Origin of the sequence: Curtobacterium sp. MCPF17_011 (genome assembly GCF_003234145.1) — a bacterium.
Taxonomy (GTDB): domain Bacteria; phylum Actinomycetota; class Actinomycetes; order Actinomycetales; family Microbacteriaceae; genus Curtobacterium.
The window spans coordinates 52,945-66,234 of sequence record NZ_QKSK01000010.1; the positions used below are offsets into that span (position 1 = coordinate 52,945).

Below are 13,290 nucleotides of genomic sequence, written 5' to 3' on the forward strand. Positions count from 1 at the left end.
TTCCGATGCCGGCCCTCAGGCCGGGACCGCCACGGCGACCTTGGCCGCACGGAGCACACGCTCGCCGAGCCTGTAGCCCGGTTCGACGACGTCCGCGACCGTCTGACCGGTGGCACCCGGGGTCGGGAGCTGGACGATCGCCTCGTGGATGTTCGGGTCGAAGGTCTCGCCCTTCTCACCGATCTGCACGAGCTTGAACCTGTCGAACCCGGCGCGGATCTTCTGGCCGATGACCTGCATGGGGCCCTCGGGCAGGTCCCCGTGCGCCTCGGCGCGAGTCAGGTCGTCGAGCGCGGGGAGGAGTGCACGCACCACCTCGGCGATCGCGACCTCGCGGTTGGCCTCGCGGTCGCGCTCGACGCGCTTCCGGAAGTTCACCAGCTCGGCCTGCGCACGGAGCATGTCCGCGCGCATCTCGGCGACCAGGTCGCGGTCGGACGGGGACAGACGGTCCTCGGCGATGCCGGACGCGGCGTCGGCGAGCAGGGCCTCGTCCTCAGGGCTGAGGTCGTCCGCCGGGCTCCCGTCCGTCGGACCCCCGTCCGCCGCAGCGGGAGCATCCGTCGGGACCTCGACGTCGGGGCCCTCGGCCTCGATCAGGTCCTCGGGTGCCGTCGCGTTGGTGGCGTCGCCCTCGACCTGCGGCTCCCGGGCGTCGTCGACGTTGTCGTCGTGCACGTTGCCGTCAGCGTTGTTGGAGTCAGCCATCGGTTACTTCTTGTCCTTGTCGTCCTCGTCGTCCACGACCTCGGCGTCGACGATGTCCTCGTCGTCACCGGCGGTCTGGCCCTCCGCGCCCGCTTCCGGACCGGCGGCGGCGGCCGACTGGTCCTGGGCGTAGATGGCCTGGCCGATCTTGCCCTGCGACTCGTTCAGCTTGTCGAAGGCGGTCTTCACCGCGTCGTCGTCGTCTCCCGCGAGGGCGGACTTCAGCGCGTCGACGTCGGCCTGCACCTCGGACTTGACGTCCGCGGGGAGCTTCTCGTCGTTCTCCTTGATGAGCTTCTCGATCGAGTACGCGAGCTGCTCGGCCTGGTTGCGACGCTCGCTGGCTTCGCGGCGGGCCTTGTCCTCGGCGGCGTGCTCCTCGGCCTCGCGGACCATGCGCTCGATGTCCTCCTTCGGCAGCGACGAGCCGCCGGAGATGACCATCGACTGCTCCTTGCCGGTGCCCTTGTCCTTCGCGGACACGTGCACGATGCCGTTGGCGTCGATGTCGAACGTCACCTCGATCTGCGGGATGCCCGCGGGCGCCGGAGCGATGCCGGTCAACTCGAAGGTGCCGAGCGCCTTGTTGTCGCGCGTGAAGTCGCGCTCGCCCTGGAAGACCTGGATGGCGACCGACGGCTGGTTCGAGTCAGCGGTCGTGAAGGTCTCGCTGCGCTTGGTCGGGATCGCGGTGTTGCGGTCGATGAGCTTCGTCATCAGGCCGCCCTTGGTCTCGATGCCGAGCGAGAGCGGGGTGACGTCGATGAGCAGGACGTCCTTGCGCTCACCCTTGAGGACACCGGCCTGCAGCGCGGCGCCGACGGCGACGACCTCGTCCGGGTTGACGCCCTGGTTCGGCGACTTGCCACCGGTCAGCGACTTGACGACCTCGGCCACGGCGGGCATACGGGTCGAGCCGCCGACGAGGACGACGTGCGCGATGTCGTTCACCGACACGCCCGCCTCCTTGATGACGTCGTTGAAGGGCTTCTTCGTGCGGTCGAGCAGGTCGGAGGTCATCTGCTCGAACTGGGCGCGCGAGATGGTCTCGTCGAGGTTCAGCGGGCCGTTCGCCGTGAGGGTGAGGTACGGCAGCTGGATGTTGGCGCTCAGCTGGCTCGACAGTTCCTTCTTCGCCTGCTCGGCGGCTTCCTTCAGGCGCTGCTTGGCGATCTTGTCCGTGGACAGGTCGACGCCGTGCTCGTCCTTGAACTTCTTGACCAGGTGGTCGACGATGCGCTGGTCCCAGTCGTCGCCGCCCAGGCGGTTGTCGCCCGAGGTCGAGCGGACCTGGATCGTGGAGAAGTCGTCGTCCTTGCCCACCTCGAGCAGGGAGACGTCGAACGTGCCGCCACCGAGGTCGAAGACCAGGATGAGCTCGTCTTCCTTGCCCTTGTCGAGGCCGTACGCCAGTGCGGCCGCAGTCGGCTCGTTGATGATGCGGAGGACGTTGAGGCCGGCGATCTCACCGGCGTCCTTCGTGGCCTGGCGCTCGGCGTCGTTGAAGTACGCCGGGACGGTGATGACCGCGTCGGTGACGTCTTCACCGAGGTACTGCTCGGCGTCGCGCTTGAGCTTGCCGAGGGTACGGGCCGAGATCTCCTGCGGTGTGTAGCTCTTGCCGTCGATGTCGACCTTCCAGTCGGTACCGATGTGGCGCTTCACGCTCGCGATGGTGCGGTCGACGTTCGTGACGGCCTGGCGCTTGGCGGTCTCGCCGACCAGCACCTCGCCGTCCTTCGTGAAGGCGACGATCGACGGCGTGGTGCGGAGGCCCTCGGCGTTCGCGATGACGGTGGGCTCGCCGCCCTCGAGCACGCTGACGACCGAGTTGGTGGTTCCGAGGTCGATTCCTACTGCACGTCCCATGGGGAGGTACTTCCTTTCATTGGGTGCCGGGAGGTCCGACGCGTGGTGCTGACGTCTACAGACTTGCGTCCCTTGGACTCAACTCTACTCCCATCCAGAGGCCGGTCAAGTTCCGGAGTTGGAAGTTGCGTCCAAGCGACGCAAGGCGGCTGGGCAGCCCCACATACCGGCCTTCATCAACGTGATATTCTCTATCTGACATTCGCTGCTCCACCGGTGCAGCCCGATCCGAAAGACACCTCACTCTTATGAAAGCATTCCCTCGAGCTGCGGCCGCGACCGGCGTCGCTGCAGCCACCCTCGCCGCCAGCTTGAGTATCGGTCCCGCGGCGTCGGCCGAGTCGAGCGGCCCGTGGAGCAGTCTCGATTCGTCAGTCGTTCCGTTCACAGTCGGTCAGACCCAACGAGTGCATCCTGCCTTCCGTATCCACTCGGACAGCCATACGAAGGATCTTCGTTGGGAGTTCTCCGCACCCAGCGGAACGCACTTCTCGGCGAACGACGCGATCGTGGGATTCGATCGACCGCTGTCAGGGCGTGCGGGGCTCGAGAACTGCACACTGTCCGACCAGGATCGCAAGATGCTGTGCTCGCACTCCGGCACCGGCACGGGGGGATTCTGGGGCGGCTCGCACACGTGGTACTACTCGCCCTCCCTGACGGTCGACACTCCTGGCCCGAAGCGCTCGGTCATCGTCCGCTTCTCCGGCCAGTCCGCCCCGGCGAACTCCACCAACTGGACGTCTTTCGACGTCTCGTCGTCGGTACCGATCTCGACACCGTTCACCGCGTCGTCGTCCTACGACAAGACCGAGGACTCGTTCACGATCTCCGGCACGACCGAGGGCAACTGGGACATCTGGACCAGCGCGGACAACGGCGCCAAGTGGAAGTGGCTCACCTCGGCCGCAGAGTACAAGTACTCGCGCAAAGCTCCTCGGTCGGACACGGCCGGCAGGACCCTGCGGGTTCGTCAGGCTGCCGATGGCGTGCAGACGACCGTGCCGCTCCACGACCCCGCCCTCACAGAGGTCTCGGTCGGGAAGAAGGGTAGTCAGCGGACCCTCACCACGAACGCGGGCAGCAGTGGCGCGACCATCCACGTGTCCAGGGACGACACCCCGGGGGGCGATTACCAGACACTGACCGCTGGCTCGGACGGCTGGGTCCGCGGAGCTGTCCTCGACCGGGTCCCCTCGACCGCGACCACGGCGACGATCTGGTCTGGTGACCGCGGAGAACGCACCAAGGTCAACCTTCCGCAGGTCCTCAGCGCCAACGCATTCGACGCCGACGTCGAGAAGGGCACGGCGCGCCTGAGCGGGTACGTTCCGACGGACGCGAACCTCGTCGAGATCCGGTGGGGCACGACGACCAAGGCCTTCGCTCCAGGCGCGGACGGCTCGTTCACCTTCACACTCGACAAGCTCGCTCTCGGATCGAACGCAGTACAGATCCGTGCGCTCAAGGGCGGCACCGAACTCGGTGAGTTGGAACTCGATGTCGCACTCAAGGTCCAGGACGTCACTGCGAAGCACACCTTCGATCTCGAGAACCCCGAGAAGACCGTACAGATCAGCGGCACTGCGACGCCGGGCACCAAGGTCGAGGTGCGCCGCGGCAACAGTGTCGTGGGCTACGACACCGTCAACGGCGGGGGCGAGTGGAGCACCACGGTCAATGCCCCGAACATGACCGGTGTCGACACCCTCGACGTCGTGCAGGTCGTCCGTGGCCAGGACAACGGTCACACGGAACTGAAGGTCGACTACGGCGCGGGCACGACGATCACGTCGCCGGCAGACGACTTCGTGCTCGAACCGGGCAGCACGCTCCTGCTCACCGGTGTGTCGCAGCAGAACTCGCTGATCAGGGTCTACGAGAAGGGCAAGCAGGGCACGATCCTCGGGTCGATGCAGGCCGACAAGGACAACGGCAGCTGGGGCATCCCGATCGACGGCCTCGAGGATCGTGAGTACAAGCTCGTCGTCGCCACGACGAGTAAGGGCTACAACCGCACCACCGTCGAGATCACGGTGAACCCGGGCAAGTCCTCGAACGGTGGCGTCGCGGCCGATGGCGTCGGGTTCGACCTGTCGATGGAGGTCGGCGAGACGAAGGACCTCTACGTCGGCCTCAAAGCGACCGACGCGCTCACGTCGCTGCAGGACACCACGTTCAAGGTGACTGCGCCTGCCGGGACGAAGTTCGTCGACGGCACCTCGAAGAGCCAGTACCTCGACCCCAACGGGCAGTGGAAGAGCGACGGCAATGCCACCGCGACCGTCACGGTGCAGGACGGCGGCGCGAAGGCCGTCGTCACGCTGAACACCAAGCACGGCTGGACACGGGACACGGGACAGCAGGCCCGCTGGAGCCTGCCGATCGAGGGCACGGCTGCTGGCACCGGTGACGCCACGTTCACCGTGAGCGGTACGAGCAACCGCGGCGCGTTCACCGCGTCCGGCACGTCGGCCGTCAGCGTGGTCGAGCAGCCAACGGTCACGTTCCCGAATGTACCGGTCGCCGCTCCCGGCACAACGACAGACTGGGTCGATGGTTCCATGTCGAGCAACGCCGCGGGTGAGCTTGAGCTGAAGGCACCCGCGGGCACGACGATCGTCGAAGCACGAGGGTTGGGTGTGGGCAGCGGATCCACGATCGTCGGGCAGATCCGCGACGGCGGGAAGAGCGCGTTCTTCCCGGGTGACAACACATGGGCTGATGACTTCCGGAAGATCCAGTTCAAGCTGCGCGTGAACGACGACGCGGCGCCGGACACGACGATCACTGGTGGAACTGCGACCATCAAGAAGGCCGGGCAGGAGGACGTGGCTGCGGAAGGGACGTTCTCCGTCCAGACCGGTGCGAAGGTGACGTTCGACGTGCCAGCGACTTCGGCCGGATCGACGACCGACTGGGTGTCAGGGTCGATCTCCTCCAAGAAGCAGGGCGAGGTCACGCTCCACGCTCCTGAGGGCACGAAGTTCGTCGCGGCTCAGGGAGCCGGTGGCAGCGGCGCCGTGGTGTCCGGTTCAGTCGCAAAGGACGGGAAGACGGCAACCATCGCCGGAGACCAGACCTGGGAGGACACGTTCCGGAAGATCCAGTTCAAGCTGCAGGTCCTCGAGGGCCAGAAGGGCGGCGCCGAGCTGACCGGCGGCAGCGTCGACATCGTGGCGGAGGGCACCACCCCGGTCATCGGCCACGGTGACATCACCGTGGTCGAGCAGCCAACGGTCACGTTCCCGAATGTACCGGTCGCCGCTCCCGGCACAACGACAGACTGGGTCGATGGTTCCATGTCGAGCAACGCCGCGGGTGAGCTTGAGCTGAAGGCACCCGCGGGCACGACGATCGTCGAAGCACGAGCGTTGGGTGTGGGCAGCGGATCCACGATCGTCGGGCAGATCCGCGACGGCGGGAAGAGCGCGTTCTTCCCGGGTGACAACACATGGGCTGATGACTTCCGGAAGATCCAGTTCAAGCTGCGCGTGAACGACGACGCGGCGCCGGACACGACGATCACTGGTGGAACTGCGACCATCAAGAAGGCCGGGCAGGAGGACGTGGCTGCGGAAGGGACGTTCTCCGTCCAGACCGGTGCGAAGGTGACGTTCGACGTGCCAGCGACTTCGGCCGGATCGACGACCGACTGGGTGTCGGGGTCGATCTCCTCCAAGAAGCAGGGCGAGGTCACGCTCCACGCTCCTGAGGGCACGAAGTTCGTCGCGGCCCAGGGAGCCGGGGGCAGCGGCGCCGTGGTGTCCGGTTCAGTCGCAGAGGACGGGAAGACGGCAACCATCGCCGGAGACCAGACCTGGGAGGACAATTTCCGGAAGATCCAGTTCAAGCTGCAGGTCCTCGAGGGCCAGAAGGGCGGCGCCGAGCTGACCGGCGGCAGCGTCGACATCGTGGCGAACGGCACCACCCCGGTCATCGGCCACGGTGACATCACCGTGGCGGTCGCACCGGCAACGGTCGAGAACGGCGGCGTCAAGACCGACGCACTCGGCTTCGACGCATCGATGCAGGTCGGCGAGACCAAGGACCTGTTCCTCGGGCTCGAGGCAACCGACGCGCTCACGTCGCTGCAGGACACCACGTTCAAGGTGACTGCGCCTGCCGGGACGAAGTTCGTCGACGGCACCTCGAAGAGCCAGTACCTCGACCCCAACGGGCAGTGGAAGAGCGACGGCAATGCCACCGCGACCGTCACGGTGCAGGACGGCGGCGCGAAGGCCGTCGTCACGCTGAACACCAAGCACGGCTGGACAGCGGACACGGGACAGCAGGCCCGCTGGAGCCTGCCGATCGAGGGCACGGCTGCTGGCACCGGTGACGCCACGTTCACCGTGAGCGGTACGAGCAACCTCGGCGCGTTCACCTCATCCGGCAGGTCCACCGTCACCGTGGTCGAGTCGGCCAAGCCGGCGACGCCGGCCAACGTCGAGGGGTACTTCCCCGAGAACGTGAAGCAGTGGGCCCACATCAAGGGCTCCGGCGTCACCGCGAACGCGGCGATCACCATCTCCAACAGCAACGGCGTCGTCACGACCGGCAAGGCCAACGCCTCCGGCGCGTTCGACCTCTCCGTCAACCCCGCCAAGGTCGGCTGGGGCGACCAGGCCTTCACCGTCACCCAGACCACCGACGGCAAGACCTCCGACCCCGCCAACGTGACCCTGCAGTACGCACCGAACACCGCACCCACGTTCACCTCCCCGGCGAACCTGGGCACGATCATCAACACCGGGCAGACCTTCACCGGCACCGGTGTCGACGGCGCACTGATCGGCCTCAAGGGCGCCGGGATCAGCACCGAACTGGCGACCACGACGCTCAACGGCACCACGAACTGGTCCCTGCAGGCTGACCCCGCCATCACCCTCCCGATCGGCTCCTACCAGCTGTTCGCGAACCAGCACACCAAGGGCGGCAAGTTCAACAACGCCCCGATCGTCGTCACCGTGAAGGACGCCAAGCCGGCGACGCCGGCCAACGTCGAGGGGTACTTCCCCGAGAACGTGAAGCAGTGGGCCCACATCAAGGGCTCCGGCGTCACCGCGAACGCGGCGATCACCATCTCCAACAGCAACGGCGTCGTCACGACCGGCAAGGCCAACGCCTCCGGCGCGTTCGACCTCTCCGTCAACCCCGCCAAGGTCGGCTGGGGCGACCAGGCCTTCACCGTCACCCAGACCACCGACGGCAAGACCTCCGACCCCGCCAACGTGACCCTGCAGTACGCACCGAACACCGCACCCACGGTGCTCACCCCGACACCGGGGAGCCAGATCGCCGCGAAGGGTCAGACGTTCACCGGCATCGCAGTGGACGGAGCGCTGCTCGCACTGCACGGCTCGGGCATCACCGCGGACCTCGCCACGACGACGCTCAGCGGCACGACCGACTGGTCGATGACTGCTGACCCGGACGTGGCGCTCCCCGCCGGCAGCTACCAGCTGTTCGTGCAGCAGTTCACCAAGGGCGGCAAGTTCAACCAGCAGCAGCTGGGCGTCAACGTGGCCCCCTGACCTGAGCTGAGCTGACACTCCCCCGGTCCGGGCGGGACGTCCGAGCGACGTCCCGCCCGGACCACCACACGACGACCGACCAGACCCGAAGGGCCATCATGTCGACCCGGATCCTGACCACGACCGCTCTCACCCTCGCCCTCGCCGCCGCTCTCACCGGCTGTTCCGGGAGCAACGCCACATCGGAGACGGGCCCCACCCGCACGCCGACTCCGACCGACATCACCACGGCCCCGCCGCCCGAGCTCGAGAAGGCCACGCTGCGCTGCTCCGACGGGGTAGCCCGAGTGGCTGACCTCAACAACAAGGAGGTCACCGTTCCCGACTGCGCGAAGGTCGTGATCACGACCTCGAACGCTCGCATCGTCATGGGCGACGCCGAGGAACTCCGTGTGACCGGCGCGATCAACAGCATCACCGCCAAGGACGTCGCGTCCATCACCGTGACCGGGGACGCCAACGAGATCACGACGACGTCCAAGCCGGAGATCGATGACTCCGGAGCGAAGAACGTCGTGAACCGCTGAGCTCCGTGCACGAGAAGGGGCCCCGATCGCCAGAACGATCGGGGCCCCTTCTCGTGTACGGAGCAGTCACGGGGCCGCTCCCCGGCACTTCGAGATGTCAGGGACGTGGAGCGACCGCGTGGAGCAGCGCGACCACACGCTTCAGAGCGTCATCCACGGTGTGGGCCATGTCGGCGAAGTCGCTGGCATCACCCCGGACCGGATCCGTGATGTCCACGGCTCCCCGAGCGGCGAGGCGGAACCGTCCCACGACGTCGTCGAGGGACATCCCGTGCAACCGGACGTCGCTCTCGGTCGCCGCCTGGGCCACCCGAGCGAACTCGCCCAGGGTGTATGTCCTCCGGAGGGCACCGGGAACGAGCGCGAGTACGTCGCGCCGGTGTCCGCGTTCCATCGTCAGCACGACATCCACGCTGCGGATGAGCGCCGCGTCGATCCGTCGGGACCGGTGAGCATCGAGCTGTGCCAGGCTCCGCGGTTGGACGAAGAAGCGGCGGAGCTGTTCGTGTGCCCCGGCGCCGAGCGGTGCCCTCGTCCCGGCACTGAGTGGAACGGCAGGAGTGTCGTCCCTCGCGGACCAGAGCTCGGAGAACGCCACCGTGGCGTACGGGGAGCGGCAGATGTTCCCCTCGCATACGAACAGCACCCGGGGCGGCACAGCGGGCGTCATCGTCTTCCCTCGACCGCCGCACGCCGCGCCCGCCGCGGGCTCTCGCTCTGCGGACGAGCAGTGGCGTAGTAGGAGTACGACTCCGGTCGGTGCCCGACACGGACGCGGTTGGCGACGACGCCGAGCACTCGAGCCCCGACCGCGTCGACCTTGCTGACTGCCCGCCCGATGTCGCCCATCTTCACCCGGCCGTCGACCGAGGCGACGAACAGCACGCCCGACGCCGAGGCCCCCAGCACTGCTGGGTCCGTGACGGGAAGCGCGGGCGGTGCGTCGATGATGACGTAGTCGAACGACACCGACGCCGTCTGGACCACGAGCTGCATCTGCCGGGAGCTGAGGAGCTCGCTCGGGTTCGGCGGCACCTGGCCGGAGGTGAGGACGCGGAGCCCGCCTTCTCCGACCACCTGGATCGCGTCGTCGAGTTCGACCTGGTGAGCGAGCACGGTCGACAGGCCGACGCTGCTCTCGATGCCCAGGATGTCCGCAACGGACGGCCGCCGGAGATCGGCGTCCACGAGCAGCGTCCGGTGGCCGTTCTGCGCCAGCATGAGCGCCAGGTTGGCGGCGGTGGTGGACTTCCCCTCACCGGCGAGCGAACTCGTGACCACGATGACCTGGCAGTCGCCGTCGAGGTTCGTGAAGGTCAGGTGCGTGCGCAGCTGGCGGTAGGCCTCGGCTGTGCTGGAGAACTGCCCTCCGCTGCTGGTGAGGGCGATGGTGGCGATGTCGTCGGAGACCGGGATCTCCGCGAGGACGCTCTTCCCCGATGCGGACGCCACTTGGTCGACGCTCCGCACCTTCGTGTCCATCGTCTCGCGGAGCAGGGCGCTGCCGATGCCGAGGGCGAGACCGATGAGGGCGCCGACCGCGATGTCCACCGGCACGCGGGGTGAGGCCGGCGCGGTCGGCACTTCGGCCTTCTGGTACACGCTCAACTTCACCAGCGATTCGCCGAGCGCATCCGTCTTCTCGATGTCCCCCACGAGCTCGATGGTCTGTGCGGCGATCGCGTCCGCGAGCGCGGCGGCCTTCTCGGGGTCGGGCTGCGTCGCCGTGATCGACATGATGACGGTGTCGGCACTCGTCGTGGTCCGCACCGCTCGCTCGAGCTCGGACGGAGCGGCTTCGACTCCTGCTTCCCGAGCAGCGGCGCGGAGGACCGCGGTCGAGGTCGAGAGCTTCGCGTACGACGCCACCCGGGATTCGGAGAACGACCCGCCCTGACTCAGGTCGCTCGCGGTCGAACCGCCGTCCACCGAGACGAACATCTGCGCCTCGGCGCGGTAGAGCGGCGTCGCGAGGAGCGACAGCGTCACCCCGCCCGTCACACCCAGCAACGTGAGCATGGTCAGCAACCAGTGCCGTCGACGGATGACGGCCAGGAACTGTGCGAGCGACATGGCGATTCCTTCGGAAAGGGGCTTGAACGGCTGATATACAACCTATAGTATATCCCAAACAGTTGAGAGGGAAAGATGACGATCCTCGGCGCCGTCCTCATCAGCAGCGCGCTCCTCGGCGTGCTGCTCCGGCGGCGCGCCCTCGTCGCGGTCGCTCTCGGCTGCGCCGCCGGGCTCCCTTCCTCGGCCGGGCTCGTGGTCGGTCAGCCGGTGCCGATCTTCGTGTGTGTCGGAGCCGTCGCCGGCGTCGCCTTCCTCGTGGAACCACGTCGGGCGGGCCCGACGCCCGTCCTCACCGTGCTGGTCGGATTCGCGGTGTGGTCGCTCACGTGGACCGTCATGGCGCCCTGGGTGTTCGCGGGCGTCCCGGTGCTCACGCCCCGGGGCGGTGTCGAGCGCCAGCTCTCGGCGCTCACACCACTCGGCTACACGACGACCAACTTCGCGCAGTCGCTGATCCTCGCAAGTGCACTGGGCGCAGCAGCCTTCCTCATCCGCTCCCGGACCGCTCCGCTCGCACTGACCGTCACCACGTGGGTCGGCGTGGGCGGCAGCCTCGTGCGGAGCGCCCTGCGGCAGGCGGGGCTCGACGTCCTGGCACCCTTCCTCGACACGTTGCAGACCTACTACGCCGACACCGACAGCAGGTGGCGTGGCGTCTTCAACGAGCCGAGCGAGCTCGCGGCCTTCGCGACCGGGGTCGCGGCGTACGCCACCGCACGAGCGCTCCTCGCGGACCGTCCCGCGACGAGGGTCGCCTGCTCAGCACTCGCCGTCGGTGCCGGGACGCTGCTCCTGGGCTCAGCCTCGGGCACCGCCCTCGTCACGACCGGCATCGTCGCGGGGACTGCACTGATCGTGCTCGTGGCGCGTTTCGCCGCGAACGGCGGTCGCGGCGCGCCGTGGGTCGTCCTCGGGCTGCTGGCGGTCCTCATCACCGCGATGACGATGGGGCGAGACCTGATCGAGCCGGCCGTGGAGTTGGCCACCGGCAAGCTCGGGAGCCAGTCCCAGCTGGCACGGAGCGGTGCGGACGGGGTCGGCCTCGGGGTCTTCTGGGACACCGGCGGCCTCGGGGCGGGTCTGGGTGGGAACCGCGCGTCGTCGTTCGTGGTCACCCTGCTCTCGACCGTGGGCGTCGTGGGCACCGCGCTCTTCTCGTTCGCCCTCTTCCGCGCCGTCCGCACCGGCCTGCGGTCGCGCGTGACCGTACCGGCCGCCGTCGGCCTCCTGGCACTCCTGGTGGCGAAGACCGTGGCCATCCCCGACCTGGGCACCCCGCTCCTCTGGATCCTCCTCTGCGCCAGCCTGAGCGCGGGTGCCAGCACGAACAGGAGAACGAGCGGCGACGGATCGGCAGCGTCCGCACACCCGTCACCTCCCCTCCGCGACGACGTCCCACTGTTCCACCGTTCCGCCCAGCAAGGAAGTCCGACATGAACCGGCCCATCGACAAGGCGGCACCGATCGATCCCGCGACCACCGTGCGGTTCACCGGCGTCCAGGCGCTGCGGTTCCTCGCAGCGATGCTCGTCGTGGTGTCACACGTCCCGATCTACGTCCAGGAGCGCCTCCACGAGGACGTCCCCCGACTCCCCGTGGGCGTCGCGGGTGTCGCCGTCTTCTTCGCCATCAGCGGGTTCGTCGCGGTCATCGTGACGTCCCGTGACGACGTCCGTCCGGGCAGGTTCCTCCTCCGGCGCGCAGCCCGCATCGTCCCGCTCGCCTGGGCGATGACCACGATCAAGCTGCTCCTCGTCGTGATCGCCCCCTCGTCGCTTGTGCGCGCTGCCGTCGACCCGTGGTACATCGTGGCGAGCTACCTCTTCCTCCCTGCACGAGGCGCCGACGGCCTGGTGCAACCGCTGTACACCGTGCAGTGGACGCTCTCGCACGAGTTGCTCTTCTACGTCGTCGTCGCCGGCGCACTGGCCCTGCGGACCAGACCCGCGACCCTCGTGCCAGTGGTCCTGGCCGTGCTCGCACTGCTCTCCGTCGCACGTCCCGACCCGTGGCCAGCGTGGCAGTTCCACGCGGACCCGATCGTCCTGTGCTTCGTCGCAGGGATGGCCGTCGGACAGTGGACCCGCGACCGTCGCCGTGGTCCGCTCGTCGTCCGGCTGCTCGGCACGCTGATGTGCTGGGTCGTCGTCGAGGGCATCAGCGGTGCGCCCGTCGCGCACGCGCTGCTCCTGCCGGTCGCGACCACTGCGATCCTCGCGGCCGTGGTCGCGGAGACCTGGTGGCGGCGTCTGGTGGGTCGGCGGTTGCTGCTCCTCGGAGACGCGTCGTACGCGCTCTACCTGACGCACCCGGTCGTCGTACCGGTCTTGATCGCCGCGTTGACACGCGTACCGATGCTCGCGGACCCCGCACGCTGGCCAGTCGTCGGGCTGCTCGCCGCGTGCGGGTCCGTCCTGGCGTCGGTGGCCGTCTGGAAGTGGGTCGACCGCCCGTTGCTGCGCCTGTCGCAGCGCCTCACGCGGCGACGAGAACCGGAAGTCACCGCTACCGGCGGCGGCGGGATCCTCGACGGCGTCCACCGGGATCGGACCGGATGACGCCGCACCGGGCGG

The 13,290-nt window shown here is 68.2% G+C and carries 8 protein-coding genes; 4 read left to right on the forward strand and 4 right to left on the reverse strand.

The window, feature by feature from the left end:
• Positions 1 to 15: 15 nt before the first annotated feature.
• Complete coding sequence (locus DEJ25_RS17065; protein WP_258366499.1) at positions 16 to 708, reverse strand: nucleotide exchange factor GrpE; 693 nt, start codon at positions 706 to 708, stop codon at positions 16 to 18.
• Positions 709 to 711: 3 nt separating this feature from the next.
• Positions 712 to 2,577 carry a molecular chaperone DnaK gene (gene dnaK, locus DEJ25_RS13005; RefSeq protein ID WP_110903752.1) on the reverse strand — a complete coding sequence of 622 codons (1,866 nt, stop codon included), beginning with the start codon at positions 2,575 to 2,577 and terminating at the stop codon, positions 712 to 714.
• A 581-nt stretch (positions 2,578 to 3,158) separates the two neighbouring features.
• On the opposite strand from dnaK, the gene DEJ25_RS13010 reads away from it, so the two are divergent.
• Both DEJ25_RS13010 and DEJ25_RS13015 read left to right on the forward strand, forming a co-directional pair.
• Positions 3,159 to 8,114 carry a hypothetical protein gene (locus DEJ25_RS13010; protein ID WP_111044931.1) on the forward strand — a complete coding sequence of 1,652 codons (4,956 nt, stop codon included), beginning with the start codon at positions 3,159 to 3,161 and terminating at the stop codon, positions 8,112 to 8,114.
• Between the two features lie 98 nt (positions 8,115 to 8,212).
• On the forward strand, positions 8,213 to 8,641 hold the full coding sequence (locus DEJ25_RS13015; protein ID WP_111044932.1) for a DUF3060 domain-containing protein: 429 nt from the start codon (positions 8,213 to 8,215) through the stop codon (positions 8,639 to 8,641).
• Positions 8,642 to 8,738: 97 nt separating this feature from the next.
• On the opposite strand, the gene DEJ25_RS13020 is transcribed toward DEJ25_RS13015, so the two are convergent.
• Entirely contained in the window at positions 8,739 to 9,311 is a 573-nt protein-coding gene (locus DEJ25_RS13020) for a hypothetical protein (RefSeq protein WP_111044933.1), read from the reverse strand.
• Positions 9,308 to 10,714 (reverse strand): polysaccharide biosynthesis tyrosine autokinase, encoded by a 1,407-nt coding sequence (locus tag DEJ25_RS13025; protein WP_111044934.1) that lies wholly within the window; start codon positions 10,712 to 10,714, stop codon positions 9,308 to 9,310. Before DEJ25_RS13025 ends, DEJ25_RS13020 begins: the two co-directional genes overlap by 4 nt.
• 75 nt (positions 10,715 to 10,789) lie before the next feature.
• Here DEJ25_RS13025 and DEJ25_RS13030 point away from each other — a divergent pair, with 75 nt between their 5' ends.
• Positions 10,790 to 12,154 carry a hypothetical protein gene (locus DEJ25_RS13030; RefSeq protein WP_111044935.1) on the forward strand — a complete coding sequence of 455 codons (1,365 nt, stop codon included), beginning with the start codon at positions 10,790 to 10,792 and terminating at the stop codon, positions 12,152 to 12,154.
• On the forward strand, positions 12,151 to 13,275 hold the full coding sequence (locus tag DEJ25_RS13035) for an acyltransferase (RefSeq protein WP_111044936.1): 1,125 nt from the start codon (positions 12,151 to 12,153) through the stop codon (positions 13,273 to 13,275). Before DEJ25_RS13030 ends, DEJ25_RS13035 begins: the two co-directional genes overlap by 4 nt.
• The last annotated feature ends 15 nt before the right edge of the window (positions 13,276 to 13,290 follow it).